Source organism: Papillibacter cinnamivorans DSM 12816 (assembly GCF_900176335.1).
GTDB lineage: Bacteria > Bacillota > Clostridia > Oscillospirales > Oscillospiraceae > Papillibacter > Papillibacter cinnamivorans.
Genome location: NZ_FWXW01000003.1, coordinates 274466 through 296371 on the forward strand (window position 1 = coordinate 274466; position 21906 = coordinate 296371).

The window sequence follows — 21906 nt, forward strand, 5'->3', positions numbered from 1 at the left end:
CAGCCGGCCATATCGGCCGGCTATATCTTTTATTATTGAGGTAACATATGAAGTATTCCGCCCTGCTGTTTGATTTCGACTTTACCCTGGCCGACGCGTCGGAGGGGATTTTCCAGAGCTATGAATACGGCTTTTCAAAAATGGGGCTCCCCCTGCCCGCCCGGGACGCCATCCGACAAACCATCGGCATGACGCTGCCGGACGGCTACACCTATCTTACGGGGGATACGGACCCCGGGCACCGGAGCGAATTTCACGACGCTTTCGTGGCCATGGCGGACAAGGTGATGGTGCCCAACACCCGGTTTTTGCCAGGAGCCGCGGCGCTGCTGGAGACGCTCGGCCAAAGAAAGATTCCCGCGGGCATCGTAAGCACCAAGTACAGTCACCGGATCGTGGACTTTCTGGCAGGACTCGGCAAATCCGATCTCGTGGGCTGTGTGATCGGTCTGGAAAAGGTCAAGGCTCCCAAGCCGGACCCGGACGGTATCCGCCTGGGAATTTCCCTGCTGGGGGCCGCCGGCCCGGTTCTGTACGTGGGAGACACCACCATCGACGCCCGGGCGGCGCAGAACGCGGGGGTCGACTTTGCCGCCGTTCTGACGGGAACCACCGCGAGGGAAGCGTTTTCCGCTTTTCCCTACGTTTATATCGCGGAGGATCTCCCTTCTCTGAGCCGGTGGCTTTTCCGGGAGGAAACCGACGGCGAGGAAGAGCCCCGGGAGCTGTTCCGCACGGCAACGGAGGCGGATTTGCCCGATATCGAGCGTCTGGGCGCGGCGGCCAAAGATACTCTGACGGCGGCGGGGATCGCGCAGTGGGACGAGTTTTATCCCACCGGCGAGGATTTCCGGGAAGATATCCGGGCCGGCGCACTCCATGTTCTGTACCGCGGCGGGCGGCTTGCCGCCATGGCGGCGCTGGACGAATTTCAATTGCCGGAATACCGGGAGCCCGACTGGCTTTACCGGGAGGAACGGGCCTGCGTATTCCACCGGCTCTGCGTGGCCCCGGCGCTCCAGGGGACGGGTGTGGGAAAAGACATGCTCCGGCAAATGGATAGACTGGCCCGATCTTTGGGATACGGAGCCGTCCGCTTGGACGCCTTCAGCCAGAATTCCATATCGCTGCGGCTGTATGAATCTTCCGGGTATCGAAGGGCGGGGACGGTATACTTTCGCAAGGGCAAGTTCTTCTGCTACGAAAAAAAGCTGTAAGAAAATGCGGCCGCACCCATTCCCATGTACAAAGAGCCCCGCGCGCGGTCTGTCCTCCGCCCGTGGGGCCTTATTTTTTTCTTTACGGACAGCAGAAATATTTCCTCCGCTGGTGTATATCTCCGGGGCGTGCAGTCAATAATATCCTCGGAGGTGCAACCAATGAAAAAAATGAATACCGAAAAGCTGCTGGACTTCTTCGGCGGAAAGGGCTTTTACATAGTCCTGTTCCTATGCGTGGCGGCAATTGGAATATCGGGCTATCTGCTGCTCTTTTCGAATAACGGTACCGGAGGACAAAGTCTCAGCGCTACGGACGACGCAAACGCCGCGGGAGGCGCGGCCACCGTCGTTGTCACCGCGGCGCCCACTGCGGCTCCGCCCACGGTGGCTCCGGCACCCACACCGGTTCCCACCGCCAAGCCGTCCAAGATTTCCGTTACCCCTGCGGTGGTAGTCTGGCCTCTACGGGGAGAAATCATAACGGCTTTCAGCGTAACGAAGCTTCAGTATAACGAAACCATGGACGACTGGCGCACCCACGGCGGCATCGATATCGCGGCCGCCCTGGGTACGGAAGTTACGGCGGCCAGTTCCGGCACCGTTTTGCAGGTGATCAGCGATCCCCTCATGGGAACCACGGTGGTCATCGACCACGGAAGCGGAGTTACCACCGTATACGCCAATCTTCAGGCCACGCCCACCGTGGAGGCATCCGACCATGTCTCCGCCGGAGATGTGATCGGCGCGGTGGGGAACACGGCAATCGCGGAGTGCGCCCTGGCGTCGCACCTGCACTTTGAGTTGCGAAAGGACGGCGTAGCCGCGGATCCCATGGAGTATCTGCCGGAACGGTAAAAAGCAAAATGCCGCTTTATCCAAACACAAACAATAATCCCCGGACGAAATCGTCCGGGGATATTTATTATTTCAGGAGAGGAGCGGTTCAGGATTTTACCGCCCAGTTGCCGGTGGCCTGGGCCTTCAGATAGGCGTTGATAAATCCGTCCAGGTCGCCGTCCATCACGGCCCCAATATTGCCCGATTCAAAGCCGGTTCGGTGGTCCTTGGCCAGGGTATAGGGCATGAAAACATAAGAGCGGATCTGGCTGCCCCATTCGATGGCCTTCTGCACGCCCTTGATGTCCTCGATCTTATCCAGGTGTTCCCGCTCCTTGATCTCCACCAGCTTGGAGCGGAGCATCCGCATGGCCACCTCCCGGTTCTGGTGCTGGCTGCGCTCGTTCTGGCAGGCCACCACGATCCCGGTGGGGATATGGGTGATGCGGATGGCGGATTCGGTCTTGTTTACGTGCTGTCCACCGGCGCCGCCGGAACGGTAGGTATCCACCTTCAGGTCCTCTGAGCGGATGTCGATCTCCACCTCGTCCCCGATCTCGGGCATCACCTCCAGGGCCGCAAAGGAGGTGTGCCTGCGCCCGGAGGCGTCAAAGGGGGAGATACGCACCAAACGGTGCACCCCGGACTCGCTTTTCAGGTATCCGTAGGCATTTTCCCCTTGAATGAGAATGACCGCGCTCTTTATACCGGCCTCGTCCCCGTCCAGATAGTCCAGCACCTTGTAGGAAAACCGGTGGCGCTCGGCCCAGCGGACATACATGCGGTAGAGCATCTGGGCCCAGTCCTGGGCCTCGGTGCCGCCGGCGCCGGCGTGAAAGGACAGTATGGCGTTGTTTTTATCATACTCCCCAGCGAGCAGGGTCTGCATCCTCGCTTCCTCCAGATCGCTCTCCAGTTTGGCGTAACCCTCCTCCAGCTCGGGAAGAAGGCTGTCCTCGTCCTCCTCTATTGCCATGGCGCAGAGGACAGAAAGATCCTCCCACTCCCGGACAAGGCGGGCATGATGCGCAAGCTTGTCTTTGAGCTGCTTGCTCTTCTGGAGCACCTTCTGAGAATTGTCCAGGTCGTTCCAGAAGCCCTCTTTTCCGCTCTCTTCCTCCAGCGCGGCCAGTTCCCGGCGGGCGCCTTCCAGGTCCAGAGCCTGCCCCAGATCCTCCAGGTCAGGGCCGAGATTCTGGAGCTTAATTTTATATTCGTCGAATTCTATCATTGCCGTTTCATTCCTTCTCTGCGCCGCCGGGGTTCCGTTCCGCCGGGGCTCCCACTTAGTAAAGCGAAGCTTATTATATCCGAAAATGGCCGGCGTGTAAAGCGGATTCGGTTCCGCACCGCCGGTTCCCCGACCCCGGAAGCGGGAAATATCGTCAGAAGTGCTATTGCCATCCCATCCGGATGTTGCTATAATGATGTATTATAATTTATCAGGCACAATGAAAGTCAAGGGGAGGAAGCTGCATGGAAACCATCCGGGTGGAGCGGGCCAAAACGCTCAAGGAAAAACCGAATCCGGATACCGTAAAATTCGGGGTCAGTTTTACCGATCACATGTTTTTAATGAACTATGCGGACGGAAAGGGATGGTATGATCCCCGGATCGTACCCTACGGCCCCATTCCGCTGGAGCCTTCCGCCATGGTATTTCACTATGCCCAGGAGATTTTCGAGGGATTGAAGGCCTACCGGCGGGCCGACGGGAAGGTCCAGCTCTTCCGGCCCCGGGATAACATCCGCAGGCTGAACACCTCCGCCCAGAGGCTGTGCATCCCGACGCTGGATGAGGATCTGGCCCTGGAAGCCATCTGCCAGCTGGTACGGCTGGACGAGAGCTGGGTCCCTTCCAAAGAGGGAACCTCCTTATACATCCGTCCTTTTATTATCGCCACCGATCCCACCGTGGGCGTTCATTCGTCCCACACCTATCTTTTCGCTGTCATTTTATGCCCTGTGGGATCCTATTATCCAGAGGGGATCAATCCGGTGAAGATCTTTGTGGAAACCGAAGATGTCCGGGCCGTCCGGGGCGGGACGGGCTTTGCCAAGACCGGGGGCAACTACGCCGCCACCATCCGCGCAGCCGAGCGCGCGGGTCAAAAGGGCTTTACCCAGGTCCTCTGGCTGGACGGCGTGGAGCGCAAGTACATCGAGGAAGTCGGCACGATGAACGTGCTGTTTAAAATTAACGGCGAGGTGGTCACACCGCCGCTCTCCGGCAGCATTCTCGCGGGCATCACCCGGGACTCCTGTATCCAGCTGCTGCGCAGCTGGGGCGTTCCGGTTACCGAGCGGAAAATCACGGCGGTGGAGCTTTTCGCAGCGGGCGAATCCGGCGCTCTCGAGGAGGCTTTTGGCAGCGGGACCGCAGCCGTCATCTCCCCCATCGGGGAAATGGACTGGGACGGGCGCCGGGTGATCGTTTCCGGCGGCAAGATCGGCCCTCTGTCCCAGCGGCTTTACGACACCCTCACCGGGATACAGTGGGGCAAGGTGCCCGATCCCTTCGGATGGGTGCTGCCTCTGTAAAAGCCTGCACCGGACACCATCCATTTGATTCTGCCCGAATCCATCTGATTTTAAAAGCTGTCTCGGAATGCCGGCGGCATTCCGAGACAGCTTTTAAATTTATGCGACGGAACTCCTTTATTCGGCCTTTCGAACCAGGTAGGCCGCCCAGCCTTCCATTTCCCGCTTTTCCCACCGGAAGCCGTTTTGCGTCAAAGCCGCCTCCACCTCATGGGCACGGGTGTCGATAATCCCGGAACAGATGAACGCGCCGCGGTCCGCCAGCCAGTCTTCCACCCGGGGAGAAAGGGCCAGGATCACATCGGCAACGATGTTCGCCAGCACGATGTTATACCCTTTTATATCCGTTTCGCCCAAGAGACCCGGATTTTTCAGCACATCCCCGGAAAAGGCGGAGTACCTGTCCCGGCCGATGCCGTTTAACCCGGCGTTTTCACAGGCCACATCCGGAGCCTTGGGATCGATATCCCAGGCCGAGGCGGTACCGGCTCCCAGAAGGAGCGCGGCTATGGACAGGATCCCGCTGCCGCAGCCCAGATCCAGCACCCGCTCTCCGCCCGTCACGGTTTCCTCCAGAAACTGCAGGCAGAGCTTCGTGGAAGGATGCATGCCCGTGCCGAAGGTCAGGCCGGGATTCAATACGACGGAAATGCGGCCCTCTTCCGGCTGCGTATTCTCCCAGGCCGGGACGATCCGCAGCCGCCTGCCCACGGGGAGGGGCTTATAGTACCGCTTCCAGTTGTTCGCCCAGTCCTCCTCCCTGACGGTTTCCCAGGAGACCGTCAGGGTGCCGGGATCCACTTCCAGTTTTTCAGGCAGAAGGGCAAGCTCCCGGCGCACCCTGGACAAAAGGGCTCGGCCGTCCCCGTCGCCGGTCACATAGAATTTCAGGCAGCATTTGCCCCGCTTCTGTTCCAGCAGCTCCGGGTCCACATAGTCCCAGTACTGCCGGTTCTCTTCCAGAAACCGCCTGAAATCCTCTTCGTCTTCTATGACATATCCGGATACCCCGGCGTCCTCCAGCAGCTCCCCCACGGGAATCAGTCCATATGGAAACATCTCAACGGTCACTTCCAGCCATTCGGACACGGTATGTCCTCCTTTTTTATCCTATCCGGCCTTCCACCGGGCAAAGCTTATTGTATCACAATCCGTTTCCGTTTTCACATACGGCGCCGCGCCGTTTTTTCCTTTCCGGAGCTTTTCTTCCGACGGACAAGTAATTTGCGCCATTTTGGGTAAATTAATACCGCATTTACAATCACGGAAAGGAGACAATATCCGATTATGAATTTCAATAACGAAGCGGCTCTTCTCTGCGGCGTGTATCACGGGGCCGATATCGGCTGCGACAGCATCCGGACGCTGCTTCCCAAGGTGAAAAACCCGGAGTTCCGCAGCGATCTGAAGACCCAGTACCAGCAGTATCAGGAAATCCAGAATCAGGCGGAGGAGCAGCTGAAAACCCTGGGCCAGTGCCCCGAGGCGGCCTCCCTCCCGGCGAAAATGGGAATTATGGCCTCCATTCATCTCAACACCCTGGCAAACCGGGAAACCTCCCATCTGGCAAACATGATGATCCAGGGAAGCACCATGGGCATCACGGAAATGACCAAGGCCTTAAACCACTATGGCCCGGGAGATCCAAAGGTCCGTTCTCTGGCGGAAAATCTGGTGAATACGGAGCAGGGAAACATCGAGCGGATGAAGAAGTATCTCAGCTGATACTATTTCCAGATTAAATAGATGAAACAAGTATGGTTGTTCCCCCGCCTCCGGCGGGGGAACAACCATACTGCGGCTTTATTCAACAAGGATAAAGCAGAAACGAGCTCTTTCTTCGCCGGCTTACCTGCTGCTGCCCAGGAAAAAGAGGGCCAGGGTATTGGGTCCGGAGTGAGAACCGATCACCGGGCCTACGGGGTTGATGACAAACTCCTCAACCTGCATTTTCTCCCGGATCATGTCCGCAAGAGTCCGGGCATCCTCCAGGCAGTCCCCGTGACTGATGAACACCGTCTGCTCAGAGGGATTTTGGGCCGTCTTTTCCATTTCCGCCATCAGGGCTCCCAAAGCCGCTTTACGCCCCCTGGCCTTGCTTACCGGAACCAGCCGCCCTTCGCTGTCCACATGCATGACCGGCTTAATATGCATCATGGTGCCGAAAAAGGCCGCAGCCCCGGAGATCCTGCCTCCCCGCTTGAGATGATTCAGATCGTCCACCGTAAACCAGTGGCAGATACGAAGCTTGTTTTCCTCTACCCAGCGAAAAACCTCCCGGACGCCGTACCCTTTACTCCGCTCCTTCGCAGCCAACCATATAAGCAGGCCCTGCCCCAGAGAAGCGCTCAAAGTGTCCGATACCAGAATCGTCCTGTCCGGATACTGCAGGGAAAGCTCCTGGGCGGCCATCTTGGCCGCACTGTAGGTATTGCTGAGAGCAGAGGAAAAGGAGAGGCAGAGAATATCCTGTCCCGCATTCAACAGAGGCTTCATCGCATCCATGTAGGACCCCATGCTTACGGCCGAAGTGACGGCTCGTTTTTCCGCCCGGAGCTGCTTATAAAATTCGGAAGAGGATATGTCCCGCCCGTCCAGGTAATTGTAATAGGTTTTCCCGTCCAGCTCAACCGCAAGGGGCAGCACACAGAGATCCATCTCCCCGGCCATCTGGGCCGGAAGGTCGCAGCAGGAATCCGTCATGATAGCAAATTGGTTCATTACTTTTCTCCCTTACGTTTTTTAGACCGCTGTTTTTCTATATTCGAATCATTTGTTCCTGTACCGGAGGACGCCTCCGCGTCCCTCTTTTCCCGTACGATCGCCAGCAGCCTTTCGCTGACGATTTTCAGCGCGCAACTGGCCACGGCGGTGGTGACCGCCTCCTCCGCCAGGCGGGGTATGTCCCACTGCTCCTCGATCCCGTCGGCAGCTGTTCCCAGGGATTCATCCAGCGATTCGAGAAATCCCTCGTAAAATGCCCGGAGGTCCCCGTTTTTCGTACCCTCTTCCAGCAGGAGAGCAATATCCCGGACGCTGAGCACCTGCTTCAGGATGCAAATTTCCATCAGATACGCAAGATGGGCGCGGCTGTACTTTTTCCCATCCGCCCGGGGCATGAGCCCGAATTTGATATAGTTGTTCACCATCGCGGGGGTCAGTCCGTCTATGCAGAAAATCGACCCCTGGCGGGTCATATAGGTGGTCACCTGATCCATATACAGGCCGATATCCGGAAGGTTATCCCAATCGGCAGGCCTTTGCCGCTTAATCTGCTCCTTGACGTCAGAAAGTTCCTTCATAAAAGTCCCTCCGATTTATTCAGACTAGTTTTCTGTATTCTGTCCCGCTTCACCTATATTATCACATATGTACCGTTCTTGTAAATAACGTTTTATAATTTACATTATCGTATAATATAATATTGTATACTATATCTCTCTTGACAAAATCCCGCACGCAAGGTACACTGACAGCGAAGGAGGCGGATTGTCCATGGTCTCTCCCATCTGTCTGTTCGGCGATTCCGTTGCCCGGGGCGTCATATTCGACACAGCCGCGGGCAGATACCGGTTTCTGAAGGCCTGTTTCGCCAGCACCGTGGAACAGGAGCTCCAGGTCCGGGTGGACAATTTCTCCAAATACGGCTGCACCATTCTTAAGGGCCGTGATCTGATCAAAAAGCACGCTCTGGAACTGGGCGGCTATCCGTACACCGCCCTGGAATTCGGGGGAAACGACTGCGATTTCGACTGGACGGACGTATCCCGGCATCCCGACCGGGAACATTATTGCAGGACGCCTCTTCCCGTATTTGAAAAGACCTATCTCGAGATCATCGACGAGGTATCGCGCCAGGGCAGCCGTCCCGTGCTCTTTTCCCTGCCTCCCGTCGACCCGGAACGGTACTTTGCGCGAATCTCCCGGGAGCTGAACGCGGAAAACATTCTGCACTGGCTGGGAGACGTGGGCCACATCTACCGCTGGCACGAAATGTACAATTCCGCCGTCTGCCAGATGGCGTACCGGCTGGGGCTCCCCCTCATCGATATCCGGAAGGTGTTTCTGGAGAGCAGAAACTGCCTTCAGTATATCTGCGAGGACGGCATCCATCCCAACGCGGAGGGGCACGCCCTCATCGCGGAAGTGGTGGAAGGATACGTGAAGCAGTACGGTCCCGCGTAAATCATATTCTTATATTAGAATTCAATAAAAATGTTGACACAACAAGTGAAACAGTATGGCTGCCCCCCCGCCTCCGGCGGGGGGCAACCATACGTCTTGTTTAATCTTTTGATTGGATAATAGCATTATATGACAAAAGGAGCCTATGCGGAAAAACCATCCGCACAGGCTTCTTCTTATTTCAGCTTGAAGAAAGAGCAATTTTAATCATCGGGCGGGAATTCCGGACTGCGCCGGGAGCTCTTCCCTATTTCCCGACGCAGAATCGCTCAAAGATCCTGTCCACCATATCGCTTTGAACGGTTCTGCCGGTAAGTTCTCCCAGGGCGGCAAGGCCCTCCTCCACATCCATGAGCACAGTGTCGGGCGTAAGACCGCCGCGAAGGGCCTTTAACGCCGACTCCAGGCTCTTCAAGGCGCGGGACACCGCCTCCCCCTGGCGGGCGTTGGTGAGGATTTCCCCGGTTTCGCAGGGAGTCCGGTCCGCAAACAGCTGCCGGACAATATCCTCCAGTTGGCCTAGTCCCTCCCCGGTGAGGGCGCTCACCTCGCAGACCCGGGTGAAGCGGCGCTGGATTTCGCCTTTTTCCAATTTTGCAGGAAGGTCGGATTTATTGATGACGGCGACGGAATATTTGGCGGCCGCCGCCTGATCCATGGCCTCCCAGTCGTCCTTCGCCAGGGGTTCCGACCCTTCCAGCACCAGGAGGGCAAGCTCCGCCTCCCTGGCCGCCGATCTGGTCCTTTCAACGCCCAGCCGCTCCACCGGATCCTCCGACTCCCGGATTCCGGCGGTGTCCGCAAGACGGAGCAGAATGCCGCCCAGCTTCACCCGCTCCACAACGGTATCGCGGGTGGTACCCGCAAAAGGGGTCACAATGGCCCGGTCGTAACCCAAGATCGCGTTGAGCAAAGAGGATTTTCCCGTATTGGGCCTTCCCAGCAGGACACAGGGAATCCCATAGCGCAGAATGCGGCCCCGCCGGCCGCTCTGAAGCAAGCGGCGAAGAACGAGGGAGGAATGATCGAGCTGCTCTTCCATCTTTTCCACTTCCACGGGAACCAGTTCCTCGTCCGGATAATCCACCACGGCCTGGACATGGGCCGCCATATCCAGAAGGGTTTCATACACCCCGTTTACCCGGCCGCTTACGGCGCCCGCCAGCTGTCCAGCCGCGTTTGCGGCCGCTTCCGCCGTCTCCGCTTCCATGAGATCGGCCACCGCCTCGGCCTGGACCAGGTCCATCCTGCCGTTTAAAAAGGCGCGCTGGGTAAACTCGCCGGCCCGCGCCTGGCGCACTCCCCGCTCAAACAAGGCCTCCAGGCACTCGGCGAGCACCACCGGCGAGCCGTGGCAGTGAAATTCCACGCAATCCTCTCCGGTATAGCTTCCGGGGCCTCTGGACACCACGGCGAGAGCCTGATCGATAACCATACCGCCCCTGCTTCGGAGAGAACCCAAAATCATTTTATGGTTTTCCGCCTGTTCCAGCGGCCGTCCGTTCCGGGGAGAAAACACGGCGGCGGCGGCCGGGACGGCTCCGTCCCCGCTGATCCGCACGATGCCAATAGCCGCGGCGGTCCTTCCGGTGGCGAGGGCCGCAATGGTATCCGACATGGGTTCTCCTCCTTTCAGGCTGCCCTTGTCCTTCTACGACAGCAGAATCTGCCGGTATTCTTCCGCGGTGCGCACTCGACCCACCGCAGAGAGGGAAATGCGTTCAAAATCAAAGGTTCTGGCGGCAAGGGCCCGGATCTGCTCCGGGGTCACCGCGTCGTACGCCGCGATAATTTCCTCTTCGCCCAGGTGTTTTTCCAAATAGAGCTCCGATCTCGCCAGATGGTTCATCCGGGCGGCGGTGGACTCCATCCCCATGAGGACATTGGCCTTGACCTGCTCCCTTGCCCGGAGGAGCTCGGCATCCGTCACGCCCTCACTGGCAAAACGGCGTACTTCCCGGGAAATCAGTTCCAGCGCCTGCCGCTCCGTTTCCCTTCCCAGGGCGGTATAGATCCCAAAAACCCCAGTGTCCTCGTGCCCCGCGCCGAAGGTATAGACGGAATAGCACAGGCCTTCCTTTTCCCGGACCGACTGAAACAGGCGGGAGGAAACGCCGCCGCCCAGAATGCTGCTGAGCAGCTGCATGGCATACCGCTCCGGGCTGTTGAAGGGAATGCCGGGGAAGGCTATCTCAACGTGGTTCTGCTCGATCGACTTGCGACGGACGGTGAAGGCGGGGCGGTAAACCACCGGCTTTCCCAGCCGCCGGGATTTTCCCTCCATCCCCGCGAACTGGGCCTTCAGATATTCCACATCCTTGTCGGAAAAGCTGCCCGACAGGGCAATCACCGTCTCTTTGGGACCGTAGTTTTCCTTCATATACCGCTTCAGGGATTCCCCCGTCTGGCGGCGGAGCACCTGAGGACGGCCCAGGATCGGCCTTCCCACGGAGGTTCCCCGGTATACGGCAGCAAACAGCCGCTCCATCACCAGGTCCTCGGGGGAGTCCTCATACATGCTGATCTCTTCCAGGATAACCCCCAGTTCGGTGGCCACGTCCGCATCGTCAAAGCGGGCGTTGAAAAAGAGATCGCACAGGGCGTCCAGCGCCTGGTCCATATGGGAGTCCAGCACCCGGGCGTAAAAGCAGGTGTATTCCTTGGTGGTAAATGCGTTGAGCTGCCCGCCCACGCTGTCGGTGAGCTCCGCCAGCTCCGCGGCGGTGCGGCGAGGCGTCCCCTTGAACACCATGTGCTCGATAAAATGGGAAACCCCGCTCTCAGAGGGGCGCTCGTGCCTGGAGCCGGACTTCACCCAGACGCCCACGGAGGCGGAGCGCACATAGGGCAGGCGCTCGAACACGATGCGCACCCCGTTGGGGAGGGTTATCTTTTCAATCCTGTCCTGCATCGGTTTCCTTTCCCGGTTTCTGTCGTCATACCGGAACGGGGACGGGCTTGCGCCCGCCCCCGCTATTTTTCGTCCTGTTATTATTTCTCGCCCTTGGCGGCTATTTCACGAAGGGCATCCTTGTGGGAGAGGTTTACGCGCCCCTTTTCGTCGATATCCGTCACCTTGACCCAAATCATATCGCCGATCTTGACCACGTCCTCCACCTTCTCCACCCGCTTTTCCGCAAGCTTGGAGATGTGAACCAGGCCGTCCTTTCCGGGAGCCAGCTCCACAAAAGCGCCGAAGTTCATGATGCGGACCACTTTGCCGTAATAGAGCGTTCCCACTTCCGGGACGAAGACAATGGCCTCGATGCTCTTTTTCGCCTCCATGCAGGCGGTCTCGTCCGCCGCGGCGATATAGATGGTGCCGTCGTCCTCGATATCGATCTTGGCGCCCGTCTCGGCGACGATCTTCTGGATGACCTTGCCGCCGGAGCCGATGACCTCGCGGATCTTGTCCACGTCGATCTTCATCTTGATCATTCTGGGGGCGTACTTGGAAAGCTGCTCCCTGGGCTTTGCGATGCAGGGCAGCATGACCTTGTCCAGGATATCGATGCGGGCCTCACGGGTCAGTTCCAGGGCCTCCTTGATGATGGCGGCGGTAAGCCCGTCGTTTTTCAGGTCCATCTGGATGGCAGTAATGCCGTCCTTTGTGCCGGCCACCTTGAAGTCCATCTCCCCGTGGAAATCCTCCACTCCCTGGATGTCGATAAAGGTGGTGAAGGTGTCCCCGTCCTGAATAAGGCCGCAGGAGATGCCGGCCACCGGCTTTTTAATGGGAACGCCCGCGTCCATAAGGGCCAGAGTGGAAGCGCAGACGGAGCCCTGGGAGGTAGAACCGTTGGAGGAGAGCACCTCGGAGACCAGGCGGATGGCATAGGGGAAATCCTCCTCGGGAGGAATCACGGGCTCCAGGGCCCGCTCGGCCAGGGCGCCGTGGCCAATCTCTCGGCGGTTGGTGCTCCTGCTGCCCCGGGCCTCGCCCACGGAGAAGGCGGGGAAGTTATAGTGATGCATGTAGCGCTTGGATTCTTCTTCAAATATGGTATCCAGCTTCTGGGCGGCGCTGAGGGTGTTGAGGGTCACGGAGGTGAGCACCTGGGTCTGGCCCCTGGTGAACATGGCGGAGCCGTGAGCCCTGGGCAGAAGTCCCACCTCGGCGGCCAGAGGCCGGATCTCGTCTTTGGAACGGCCGTCCACCCGTTTGCCCTCCAGCAGCCAGTGCTTGACCACATCCTTCTGGAGCCGGTAAAGGCATTCCTCCAGGTATTTGCCCATTTCGGGGTATTTTTCCCCGAAGTGTTCCTCCAGGTCGCCCCTCAAACCGTTGAGGCGCTCTTCCCGGACGTTCTTGTCGTCGGTGTCCATGCAGGCCTTGACCTTGTCAAGAGCGTATTCCTTAAGATCGTTATAGAGTGCCGCATCAAAGTCCGCGTGGGGATATTCGAATTTCGCTTTGCCGATTTCGGCCACGATACCATCAATGAAAGCAATCTGCTTTTTGATTTCCTCATGGGCTTTGCAGATCCCGTCAAACAGGATGTTCTCCGGAATCTCCTTCGCACCCGCCTCGATCATGACCACCTTGTTTCTGGTGGCGGCGATGGTCACGGCCATCTGGGAAACCTTCCTCTGCTCGCTGGTGGGATTAAAAACGATCTGCCCGTCCACATATCCCACGTTCAGGCAGCCGATAGGGCCGCTCCAGGGGATATCGGAAATGGACAGGGCAATGGAAGTGCCGATCATCGCGGCAATCTCAGGTGAATTGTCATGGTCCACGGACATAATGGTGGCGGTGATGACCACGTCGTTGCGGAAATCGCCGGGGAAGAGAGGCCGGATGGGCCTGTCAATGAGGCGGGCGGCCAGAACGCCCTTTTCGGAGGGGCGCCCTTCCCTGCGCAGGAAGGAACCGGGAATCCGGCCCACCGAGTAAAGCTTTTCCTCGAAGTCCACGGAGAGGGGGAAGAAGTCGATCCCGTCACGGGGTTTGGCCGAAGCGGTAGCCGCCACCAGCACTACGGTTTCCCCGTAGCGGACGAGGCAGGAGCCGTTCGCCAGTTCCGCCATCTTCCCGGTTTCGATCACCAGGGGACGGCCGGCCAGTTCCGTCTTGTAGACTCTCAGGTTTGAAAACTCTTTATTCGTTACTTTCATTCTTTTCTCCTTTTCCTTCAGAGCTTGTCAAACCTTTTAGCATTTGAAACCGCATCTGAGGGGTTTCAGGTACGCTTTCAACTGCTAACCGGCCGACCTGCGCTCTTATGTTATGTCGTTTGGCTTACATTATGTAAATGGCGGTGTATCTTCACACCGCCACTGGCATCCGGAGAAGTTCTCCCCGTTTTCTTCCGGGGATGCCTCCTTCTTCGCGGGATCCGTCCGGGACGCCCCGCCGGGAAAGCGGATCCCCAGGCGTCTTTCCGCCGGGCGGAGAAAACCCGAAGGATTCTCCCGCCCGGCAGTTATCTGTTTCCTGAAAACTTCCGATCTCCGATTACTTTCTGATTCCAAGCTTGGCGATGCATTCTCTGTAGCGGTTGATGTCCTTTTTCGCCAGATAATCCAGAAGCGATCTGCGCTTGCCCACCATCTTGAGAAGCCCGCGGCGAGAATGATTGTCCTTTTTGTGCACCTTCAGATGCTCCGTGAGCTGGGTAATCCGTTCCGTCAGAATGGCAATCTGCACTTCGGGCGACCCGGTGTCGGAGGGATGGGTGCGGTTTGCGTCGATAATGGCTGTCTTTTGTTCCTTGAGAAGCATGGGGTATCCACCTTTCCTGTTTATTGCCCATACGCGGCTGAGTTCCGGGCCGGTGAAATCCCGACGAAGTCGGGTTAGTCCTCGGAGCCAAGCTGCGGGGCCTGCATTTTGGTTTTCATGCCGCTAAAGTTTACCACATTTCATTTATAATGTAAAGAAAAATTATTGTTATGCGGATCCTCCGCCAGGTTCAGGCAGGAAAACCGCATTTTGTACGCGTATGAAGGCCGTGTGTCTCCGTATTGCGCACATAGTTGCGTGCACTGTACACCATGCACAACTTTTTCATGCAATTCCGTCAATTTTTATATGAATCATTTCTTGCAAAAAATGTCGAATCCTGATACACTTTCATATGCAAAGAAGTTCTTTTCTTAGCGGTACGGGCCGTGCAATAGCGCGGCCTGTTGTACTGCGAGGAAGAGGGGCGGAACCCATTGCGGTTTCGCCCGAAGCAAAACGCCCGCCGAATGGCGGGCGTTTTGCTTATTCCGCGGGAAAACCTGTTTTTCCGCGGAAACGGGGGAAGAGCCGCGCCTTTTGAAAGGTGCGAAACGTTTGCCCCGCGGGAAGCGATTTCCCTTAAGGCATTTTATTCCGGCTGCTGCGGGTTTCGGCCGCGGAACCTGACGGTGATATCCGAGTCCGCTTTGCTTGCCGGCCTCAGATCCGCCGCTTGATGTTGGAGGAAATCTCCGAAAGGGCTTTCGCGGCTTCCATGTCGAATTTCTGGTTTTTGGCCATATCCCCCAGGGAAACCATTCCCACTACCCGGCCGCCGTGCACCACCGGCAGGCGGCGCACCTGCTCTTCGGCCATGAGGCGGGTCGCCGCGCGAACGTCGTCCTCCGGCTCCACGGAAATGACCGTCCGGCTCATGATCTCCCGCACCGGCGTCTGCTCCGGGTTGTTTTCCGCGGCCACGCAGCGGAGAACAATGTCCCGGTCGGTCACGATCCCCCTGAGTTTGCCGTCCGGCGAGCAGACGGGCAGCGCGCCGATGTTGTGCCGGCTCAAGAGGCGGGAGGCAAATGCGGCACTCTCCTCCGGCGAAACCGAGATTACGTTGCTGTTCATCAAATCTCCGACCTGCATACAAGCTTCCCGTCCGCGGCGGATCTGCCGCGGGGCGGGATATTCTCCCCTTTCCGGTCCGTTTTTTCCGGAGGGCTTTCCGCCGACTCCTGCTTGTATTATGCCTTATGTTCCCATTCCTTATGCAGTCCGAGATTGCGGATCAGAGGGGATTTTCCGTGCCAGGAAAACGCGCGGTTTCTGTACTTTTCCCGGAACGCCTTTTCCGGCAGGCCTTCCAAAGCTTCCCTCTGCAGATCCGCAAGATACGGGGCCGTCTCCGTTCTGCCGGCCAGAGCGTCAATCGCCGTTACGGCGGGGGAGGCGTTATAGGGGCAGGCGTTCTGACACAGATCGCAGCCCCAGACGGTGGGCAGTGTTTTCAGCCGCCGCTCTTCTTCCGGCGTCAGGGCTCCCTTCCGCTGGCTCACGCCGGAAAGACACAGCGCCGAATCAAATACCGCCGCGCCGTCTCTCCAGCGCAGGGCACCGGATGGACAAGCCTCCGCGCACCTGCCGCAGCGGATACAGGGCGGGCTCTTCCGGCCCGGGGTTTCCAGGGGCAGATCCGTCAGAATACATCCCAGAAAGACATAGGAACCATAGGGGGGGCAGATGATAAGCCCATGCTCCCCCACAAGGCCGATCCCCGCAAGTTCCGCCGCCCGGACTTCCGGCAGGGGGGACGCGTCCACCAAAGGCACGAACCGGCTGCGGGGATATTCCCTCCGGAGGGCGGCTCCCGCTTCCGCCAGCAGCCGTTTCACCGCGATATGATAATCCTCTCCCCGGGAATACAGAGAAAGATTCCCTTCTCTTTCTCCCGCGTAATAGGGGAAGGCTCCCACAAGAACCCCCGCCAGGCCGGGGCAGAGCTCTTCCGCTCTTTCCCTCGCCCGGGGGCTCATTTGTTCAAAAAGGCGGGACGCCGCAACGGCGCCGCTCTGCGCCGCGCCCCAGATCTTCAGATATCCCTCCAGATCGGGCATGCCTCTTCCCCCTTTTCCCGCCGTTATAAGCAGTATACCATACTCTTATCTTGCGAAAAAGCGGACATCCCTGCGGTTCAAATCAGATTTCAATAAAAATGTCGATACAACAAATGAAACAAGATCGTATTTGTTTTCCGTATATCAGCAAAAAGAATAAAAGAACAGGTCGCAACCTGTTCTTTTATTCTTTGGGTCGGAAGATAGGATGAAAAGAAGTTTTGTCTCTTGCAAGTATTATACTACCAAGGTTTTATTAACAAATATAGCGCCAAATGTTACAAATGTTTTAAATATTCAAGTATTTTAAACTTTTTTATAAATATACCCGGCCGTTTCCTCAGTTTTCGCTTTTCCGCAGTCCGCGGAAAAAGCCGGTAAGCAGATCTGCGCATTCCGCTTCCAAAATCCCTCCCACCAGTTCCGGCCGGTGATTGAACCCCTCCTCGAAGAGATTGAGGACGCTGCCGCAGGCACCCGCCTTGGGATCTCTGGCGCCGAAATAGACCTTTGGAATCCGGGCGTTGATGATCGCTCCGGCACACATGGGGCAGGGTTCCAGGGTGACATAGAGTCTGGCTCCGGAAAGGCGCCAGCCGCCCAGAGCGCGGCAGGCCTCGTCAATCGCCTCCACCTCGGCGTGGGCCAGGGCGTTTTTCGACTCCTCCCGGCGGTTGCGCCCTCTTCCCACAACGGCGTCCCCCACGACGACGACGCAGCCCACCGGCACTTCGCCCTCCATGGCCGCCTCTTTCGCCAGTTCCAGCGCTTCCATCATATACGCTTCATGCTGCATACCCATTCTCCCTTTGCTTACCCGCCGCGGAAACCGGGAGTTTTTCTTGCCCCGGACCCCGATTTATGGTATTATACCTGCAATGCAAATTTTATGCTTCCATCTTGGCGCATCCGGCCATTTATTTCAACTATCCGGCTGCGACGCCATATCCGCACACGGGGATAGGGCGAATTTCAAATGGGCTACAGGGCGGTGGAAAACTTGCTGGCTATTTTTCTCATCGCGGTGGCGCTTGCCATGGACGCCTTCGCGGTATCGGTCTCCACGGGAATGTGCGCAAGAAATTTCCTACCCAGGCACGCGCTTCTCATGGGCGTCTATTTCGGCATCTTTCAGTCCGGCATGACTTTGATCGGGTGGTTTCTGGGTCAGAGCGTAAGCCGGTATGTGGAGGCGTACGGATCATATGTCGCCTTTGCCCTTCTTGCCTACATCGGGATCCGGATGATCGGGGAGGCAGTCAAAAAAGACCCTTCCTGCAAAACCTCCGACGCCCAGCCCGCAGTAACCCATCTGCGGCTTACGGCTCTGGGCGTCGCCACCAGCATCGACGCGCTGGTGGTGGGAGTAAGCCTGGCGTTTATAAACGTAAATATAGCATATGCCTCTTCCGTCATAGGCATCGTGGCGTTTGCTCTTTCCACCGCGGGAGGGCTTCTGGGAAAGCGCCTGGGCACCCTGTTCCAAACCCGGGCGGAGATTATCGGGGGCGCTGTGCTGATCCTCATCGGGGTGAAAATCCTGCTGGAAAACCTTATAGGGTAATATCATGTCCGCCGTATTAAAAGAGGGCTTTTAGCCCTCTTTTTAATTATCTGTTTCGGCGGGTCTATTTTATGCCGCAGGAACCAGCTCCACCTGAAATCCCTGGCTGCGAAGGCCGTTCACAATCCCGGTTTCCCCGATCATATGGCCGGCTCCCGCCACGATGATAAAGGTATTCTCCCCTTCCGTTCGGAGATACCCGGCCGCTTTGTCCGTCATTTTCTGATTCCTGTCCCCATAGAGCAGCATATAGAGCTCGTCGTTCTCCGCTCCCCGGGTCGCCTCCGCGTAAGCCGCCGCAAAGTCTTCGGCGTCCCGCTGCTTCCAGTATCCGAGCCATTGATCGACGGTTTCCGCGCCCTGCGTCTCTTCCACGCCTTGGGACAGTATGTAGGAATAATAGTTTGCCGCCAGGTAAGCCTGCTGGTATTCTTCCGAAAGGGAGTCAAAGAGGTCGGCCTGATAGGCATAGCCCTCCAGCTCCCCGATCTCTTTTCCCTCCACCAAAGCCTTACTGTACACATAGGAGTCCATCACCATGGGAGAGTCCTCCTCCTGGAGAGATAGGGTGCTGAACAGATTCGCCAGGGCCCAGGCCTTGATGGACGCCGTCTGTTCTTCGGTATATCCCAGCACCGCCATGGAGGCGACGATTTTATTATAGAGATCTTCCGGAATGTGATCCTTCAGGGTCGTCCCGTCCGTATAGCGCTGTTTCTGGGCAAAATAGGCAAGCCCTTCCTGGTCCAGAAAATCCACTTCAAAAACGGCCGTCTGAGCCGAGAGAATGGCGTCCATGAGATCCTGGCTGAAGGGATAGATATTCCCCCTGTCCACATGGATCGTCCCCAGCAGATACAGGGTGTTTCCGCCGTTTTGCGCCTTCCACAGAAGGCCCAGAGAGCCTTTTCCCGATTCCTCGTATAAGTTGGTGATAAATCTCCGGGAAATCAAAAGAGCCTCCTGGAGGGTGCAAGGATTGTTTTCTCCCAGATCCCCGTTCCCATAACCCCTGATGATCCCGCTGTTCACCATATACTCCATGGGCGAAGCGGCATCGCCGTACAGCTGCTCCGGCACGTCCAGGGCAGCCAGCTCATTATACAGGAGGGCGGCAAAGCTGCCGCGGGTCTGATCCCGATTTACCGGAACCGCCCGCTCCCCGCCGCCCGCCGCATATCCCAGCAACGAAAGCGACTGGCGCGCCACATCTAAAATATACTCCTCCTGCTCCGGGTTAAGGGCGCTTTTTATTGTGGAAAGGTCCTCCGACGGCAGCAGATTCAGCGCCTCGGCATCCACCAGTTCCGATACGGCCCAGGAGTCCGGCGCCTGGGATTCCCCCTCCACAGCCAGGACGGCGGGCTGCAGCGCCGGCGCAAGCAGCATCGTCAGGGCTAAAACGCCCGTGATCAGACCTCTTTTCCATTTTATCCGCATTCGTCAGGTCCTCCTTTTCGATCTGTCTCCATGGTAAAGGTTCCGGCCGGGATTGTCAATCGATTCCGCCCGCTGTGTACCGGTGAGGATTTTATCCGTTTCCGGCTCAGCTCTCTGATTTCATAAGCAGCTGGACATTTCTGCCGCTTTGCCGTATTTGGCACATATCTTTCATTTTTCGAGATTATTCTTCCACATATTCCCTAATTCTTCCGGTTTCGCGGACAGTTTTTACCTGTTTTCAGTTTGTAACTTCTGGTCAGTGCCTCGTTTTTCCCGTTATGTCAACGGAATATGCACGATAGTTTTAAGATGCGTTTACATAATATATGTGGAAAACCCTGTGGACAATGTTAACAACTCTTGCAACCACGCGCTTTCCTCTCCGCCTATCCCGTTATGGTTATTCAGCGAAGCTGTATAATGGCGTATTTGACCGGATACGCCATTCATCCTGCAAATTTTCGCCGCCTTCCGCAGGGATATAAAAACCCGGCCGTATAGGCCGGGCTACAGCTTGTCGAAAGAGCCTTTCAGAGTTCGCGCCGCGTACGGTGCGGATAAGATCGTTTCGTTTTTTCCGGCGACCTGTGCGTCGGGAAAAACACTTCTCGGCTTGTAAGTGTACGAATTGTCCGCCCTTGCGGACGACTCGTGCGCGCGACAAGCCGCATCCCACTCGAAATAGTGCCTTTGGCACTTTTTCGGTAATTTTAAGCCCGGCCGTATAGGCCGGGCTTAAAAGTTAAAAGGCGCAGGGAGACTATTCCTTTTCCGGGGCGGTCTCAGGCATCCCTTTCCAGCCTTCCGGAAATGATTCTTGCCACGTGCACGCCGCTGGCACCCGCCTGGGCAAGGCCCCGGGTGATGCCCGCGCCGTCCCCGATGGCAAACATGTTGGGAAGCCGGGTTTCCAGTTCCTCCGTGAGCTCCAGGCGGGAGCTGTAGAACTTCACCTCGGCGCCGTACAGGAGAGTGTCGTAATTGGCGGTCCCCGGCGCTATCTTGTCCAGAGCGTAGATCATTTCCACGATATTGTCCAGGTGCCGCTTGGGAAGAGCCAGGCTGAGGTCGCCCGGGGTCGCGTTGAGGGTCGGCCGGGTAAAGCTCTTGGACAGCCGGTGCTCATTGGTGCGCACGCCCTTGAGCAGGTCCCCGAACCGCTGCACCAGGACCCCTCCCCCCAGCATATTGGACAGAGAGGCGATGTGTTTTCCGTACCGGTAGGGCTGGTCAAAGGGCTTGGTGAAGCGGTTGCTCACCAGGAGGGCAAAGTTCGTATTCTCGCTGCGGAGAGCCGCGTCGGAATAGCTGTGCCCGTTCACCGTATTGATCCCGTCCACGTTTTCCGTGACCACATGTCCGTACGGGTTCATGCAGAAGGTCCTCACCAGGTCGCCGTACTGCTTCGTCCGGTAGATGAGCTTGGACTCGTACACCACGTCGGTGATATGCTCAAAAATCTTTGCCGGCAGCTCCACCCGGACCCCGATATCCACCTGATTGTTGATAAGGTCCAGGCCCAGGGCCTCGCACCGCCCGGCAAACCATTCCGCGCCCGAGCGGCCGGGTGCCGCGATGAGATACCGACAGGAGACGGTTTTTCCGTTCTCCAGGGCCAGATCATAGCCTTCGCCGGTTTTCCGGATCTCCTCCACGGGGGTCTGGAACCGGAACTCCATCTTGTCCTTGATGTCTTCGTACAGGTTTTTCAGGATCATTAGATTTTTTTCCGTACCCAGGTGCTTCACCTTGGCCTGGAGCAGATGCAGGTCGTTTTCCAGGGCCCGCTTTTCCAGCGCCCGGGCCTCTGGGGTCTCCGTGGAGTACACCTGATCGGTCGCCCCGAAGCGCATGTTCACGCTGTCCACATAGTAAATCAGGTCCATAACGCGGTCCTGGGGCATAAAGTCGGTAAGCCAGCCCCCGAACTCCGTGGTGAAATTATATTTTCCGTCGGAAAAAGCGCCCGCTCCCCCGAAACCGGACATGGTGGCGCACACCTTGCACTGGATGCACTCTTTGACCTGGCCGGTTACGATGGGGCAGCTGCGGTGATAAATATCGCTGCCCTTTTCCAGTATCACAACCTTTATTCCGGGGTTTCTGCGAATCAGCTCATACCCGGCATAGATTCCCGCCGTTCCCGCGCCGATGATTGCCACGTCGTATGTGGGGCTCATTTTCTTCCCTCTTTTCTCCGCCTGCCGCGATGAATTTTCCGTTGGGTTTTTGCTTTGCGGGCTTCCGATGCCGTTTGTGCCCGCAACGGGATTATTGTATCATATCGTGTCAAACTTTCCTATTCTTTTCAGTCGCCCCGATGGATCC

Annotated in this window: 19 protein-coding genes; 6 read left to right on the forward strand and 13 right to left on the reverse strand. The window is 57.5% G+C overall.

The annotated features are described in order from the left end of the window. The first annotated feature begins 47 nt into the window (after nucleotides 1-47). Together B9A13_RS06170 and B9A13_RS06175 are read left to right on the forward strand one after the other, a co-directional pair. Nucleotides 48-1217 carry a GNAT family N-acetyltransferase gene (locus B9A13_RS06170; RefSeq protein ID WP_084234215.1) on the forward strand — a complete coding sequence of 390 codons (1170 nt, stop codon included), beginning with the start codon at nucleotides 48-50 and terminating at the stop codon, nucleotides 1215-1217. Between the two features lie 162 nt (nucleotides 1218-1379). Further along, nucleotides 1380-2075 (forward strand): M23 family metallopeptidase, encoded by a 696-nt coding sequence (locus tag B9A13_RS06175; RefSeq protein ID WP_084234217.1) that lies wholly within the window; start codon nucleotides 1380-1382, stop codon nucleotides 2073-2075. An 88-nt stretch (nucleotides 2076-2163) separates the two neighbouring features. On the opposite strand, the gene prfB is transcribed toward B9A13_RS06175, so the two are convergent. Then, nucleotides 2164-3288 (reverse strand): peptide chain release factor 2, encoded by a 1125-nt coding sequence (prfB, locus tag B9A13_RS06180; protein WP_084234219.1) that lies wholly within the window; start codon nucleotides 3286-3288, stop codon nucleotides 2164-2166. A 245-nt stretch (nucleotides 3289-3533) separates the two neighbouring features. On the opposite strand from prfB, the gene B9A13_RS06185 reads away from it, so the two are divergent. Then, nucleotides 3534-4598: a branched-chain amino acid aminotransferase gene (locus B9A13_RS06185; RefSeq protein ID WP_084234220.1), complete on the forward strand. Its 1065-nt coding sequence runs from the start codon at nucleotides 3534-3536 to the stop codon at nucleotides 4596-4598. Nucleotides 4599-4715: 117 nt separating this feature from the next. On the opposite strand, the gene prmA is transcribed toward B9A13_RS06185, so the two are convergent. Next, a complete protein-coding gene (prmA, locus tag B9A13_RS06190) occupies nucleotides 4716-5687 on the reverse strand; it encodes a 50S ribosomal protein L11 methyltransferase (RefSeq protein ID WP_242942800.1) in 972 nt (323 codons plus the stop codon). Nucleotides 5688-5885: 198 nt separating this feature from the next. Here prmA and B9A13_RS06195 point away from each other — a divergent pair, with 198 nt between their 5' ends. Next, the gene (locus tag B9A13_RS06195; RefSeq protein ID WP_084234222.1) at nucleotides 5886-6323 is read left to right on the forward strand and encodes a hypothetical protein; all 438 of its coding nucleotides are present in this window, start codon (nucleotides 5886-5888) and stop codon (nucleotides 6321-6323) included. Nucleotides 6324-6446: 123 nt separating this feature from the next. On the opposite strand, the gene B9A13_RS06200 is transcribed toward B9A13_RS06195, so the two are convergent. Together B9A13_RS06200 and B9A13_RS06205 are read right to left on the reverse strand one after the other, a co-directional pair. Beyond that, on the reverse strand, nucleotides 6447-7319 hold the full coding sequence (locus B9A13_RS06200) for a DegV family protein (protein WP_084234224.1): 873 nt from the start codon (nucleotides 7317-7319) through the stop codon (nucleotides 6447-6449). Beyond that, a complete protein-coding gene (locus tag B9A13_RS06205) occupies nucleotides 7319-7900 on the reverse strand; it encodes a DUF1836 domain-containing protein (RefSeq protein ID WP_084234225.1) in 582 nt (193 codons plus the stop codon). Before B9A13_RS06205 ends, B9A13_RS06200 begins: the two co-directional genes overlap by 1 nt. Nucleotides 7901-8093: 193 nt before the next feature. Between B9A13_RS06205 and B9A13_RS06210 the strand changes: the two genes are divergently transcribed. Further along, nucleotides 8094-8783: an SGNH/GDSL hydrolase family protein gene (locus B9A13_RS06210; protein ID WP_084234227.1), complete on the forward strand. Its 690-nt coding sequence runs from the start codon at nucleotides 8094-8096 to the stop codon at nucleotides 8781-8783. 247 nt (nucleotides 8784-9030) lie between these two features. Here the strand turns inward: B9A13_RS06210 and mnmE are convergent, their stop codons facing one another. The 7 genes from mnmE to B9A13_RS06250 all read right to left on the reverse strand — a co-directional run bounded on the left by mnmE (nucleotide 9031) and on the right by B9A13_RS06250 (nucleotide 17367). Beyond that, a complete protein-coding gene (gene mnmE, locus B9A13_RS06215) occupies nucleotides 9031-10401 on the reverse strand; it encodes a tRNA uridine-5-carboxymethylaminomethyl(34) synthesis GTPase MnmE (protein ID WP_084234228.1) in 1371 nt (456 codons plus the stop codon). Between the two features lie 33 nt (nucleotides 10402-10434). Beyond that, entirely contained in the window at nucleotides 10435-11694 is a 1260-nt protein-coding gene (locus tag B9A13_RS06220) for a M16 family metallopeptidase (RefSeq protein ID WP_084234230.1), read from the reverse strand. A gap of 80 nt (nucleotides 11695-11774) precedes the next feature. Continuing rightward, nucleotides 11775-13901, reverse strand: coding sequence for a polyribonucleotide nucleotidyltransferase (locus B9A13_RS06225; protein ID WP_084234232.1), 2127 nt, complete (start codon nucleotides 13899-13901; stop codon nucleotides 11775-11777). Nucleotides 13902-14241: 340 nt separating this feature from the next. Next, on the reverse strand, nucleotides 14242-14508 hold the full coding sequence (gene rpsO, locus B9A13_RS06230) for a 30S ribosomal protein S15 (RefSeq protein ID WP_084234234.1): 267 nt from the start codon (nucleotides 14506-14508) through the stop codon (nucleotides 14242-14244). 663 nt (nucleotides 14509-15171) lie between these two features. Further along, nucleotides 15172-15585: a CBS domain-containing protein gene (locus B9A13_RS06240; RefSeq protein ID WP_242942801.1), complete on the reverse strand. Its 414-nt coding sequence runs from the start codon at nucleotides 15583-15585 to the stop codon at nucleotides 15172-15174. A gap of 116 nt (nucleotides 15586-15701) precedes the next feature. Then, nucleotides 15702-16571, reverse strand: coding sequence for an epoxyqueuosine reductase (locus tag B9A13_RS06245; RefSeq protein ID WP_084234238.1), 870 nt, complete (start codon nucleotides 16569-16571; stop codon nucleotides 15702-15704). A gap of 340 nt (nucleotides 16572-16911) precedes the next feature. Next, complete coding sequence (locus tag B9A13_RS06250) at nucleotides 16912-17367, reverse strand: nucleoside deaminase (RefSeq protein ID WP_084234240.1); 456 nt, start codon at nucleotides 17365-17367, stop codon at nucleotides 16912-16914. A 180-nt stretch (nucleotides 17368-17547) separates the two neighbouring features. Here B9A13_RS06250 and B9A13_RS06255 point away from each other — a divergent pair, with 180 nt between their 5' ends. Then, a complete protein-coding gene (locus B9A13_RS06255; protein WP_084234242.1) occupies nucleotides 17548-18135 on the forward strand; it encodes a manganese efflux pump MntP in 588 nt (195 codons plus the stop codon). A 69-nt stretch (nucleotides 18136-18204) separates the two neighbouring features. Here B9A13_RS06255 and B9A13_RS06260 read toward each other — a convergent pair whose 3' ends face one another. Continuing rightward, complete coding sequence (locus B9A13_RS06260; RefSeq protein ID WP_084234243.1) at nucleotides 18205-19575, reverse strand: TraB/GumN family protein; 1371 nt, start codon at nucleotides 19573-19575, stop codon at nucleotides 18205-18207. A 785-nt stretch (nucleotides 19576-20360) separates the two neighbouring features. Beyond that, nucleotides 20361-21758 carry an NAD(P)/FAD-dependent oxidoreductase gene (locus B9A13_RS06265; RefSeq protein ID WP_084234245.1) on the reverse strand — a complete coding sequence of 466 codons (1398 nt, stop codon included), beginning with the start codon at nucleotides 21756-21758 and terminating at the stop codon, nucleotides 20361-20363. Nucleotides 21759-21906 lie beyond the last annotated feature (148 nt).

Coding starts and splice junctions, on each gene's coding strand:
- B9A13_RS06210 (WP_084234227.1), top strand. CDS start 8,094: ATGGTCTCTCCCATCTGTCTGTTCGGCGATTCCGTTGCCCGGGGCGTC.
- B9A13_RS06200 (WP_084234224.1), bottom strand. CDS start 7,319: ATGAACCAATTTGCTATCATGACGGATTCCTGCTGCGACCTTCCGGCC.
- B9A13_RS06225 (WP_084234232.1), bottom strand. CDS start 13,901: ATGAAAGTAACGAATAAAGAGTTTTCAAACCTGAGAGTCTACAAGACG.
- B9A13_RS06195 (WP_084234222.1), top strand. CDS start 5,886: ATGAATTTCAATAACGAAGCGGCTCTTCTCTGCGGCGTGTATCACGGG.
- B9A13_RS06205 (WP_084234225.1), bottom strand. CDS start 7,900: ATGAAGGAACTTTCTGACGTCAAGGAGCAGATTAAGCGGCAAAGGCCT.
- B9A13_RS06245 (WP_084234238.1), bottom strand. CDS start 16,571: ATGCCCGATCTGGAGGGATATCTGAAGATCTGGGGCGCGGCGCAGAGC.
- prfB (WP_084234219.1), bottom strand. CDS start 3,288: ATGATAGAATTCGACGAATATAAAATTAAGCTCCAGAATCTCGGCCCT.
- B9A13_RS06175 (WP_084234217.1), top strand. CDS start 1,380: ATGAAAAAAATGAATACCGAAAAGCTGCTGGACTTCTTCGGCGGAAAG.
- B9A13_RS06170 (WP_084234215.1), top strand. CDS start 48: ATGAAGTATTCCGCCCTGCTGTTTGATTTCGACTTTACCCTGGCCGAC.
- B9A13_RS06240 (WP_242942801.1), bottom strand. CDS start 15,585: ATGAACAGCAACGTAATCTCGGTTTCGCCGGAGGAGAGTGCCGCATTT.
- B9A13_RS06265 (WP_084234245.1), bottom strand. CDS start 21,758: ATGAGCCCCACATACGACGTGGCAATCATCGGCGCGGGAACGGCGGGA.
- B9A13_RS06260 (WP_084234243.1), bottom strand. CDS start 19,575: ATGCGGATAAAATGGAAAAGAGGTCTGATCACGGGCGTTTTAGCCCTG.
- mnmE (WP_084234228.1), bottom strand. CDS start 10,401: ATGTCGGATACCATTGCGGCCCTCGCCACCGGAAGGACCGCCGCGGCT.
- B9A13_RS06250 (WP_084234240.1), bottom strand. CDS start 17,367: ATGCAGCATGAAGCGTATATGATGGAAGCGCTGGAACTGGCGAAAGAG.
- B9A13_RS06185 (WP_084234220.1), top strand. CDS start 3,534: ATGGAAACCATCCGGGTGGAGCGGGCCAAAACGCTCAAGGAAAAACCG.
- rpsO (WP_084234234.1), bottom strand. CDS start 14,508: ATGCTTCTCAAGGAACAAAAGACAGCCATTATCGACGCAAACCGCACC.
- B9A13_RS06255 (WP_084234242.1), top strand. CDS start 17,548: ATGGGCTACAGGGCGGTGGAAAACTTGCTGGCTATTTTTCTCATCGCG.
- B9A13_RS06220 (WP_084234230.1), bottom strand. CDS start 11,694: ATGCAGGACAGGATTGAAAAGATAACCCTCCCCAACGGGGTGCGCATC.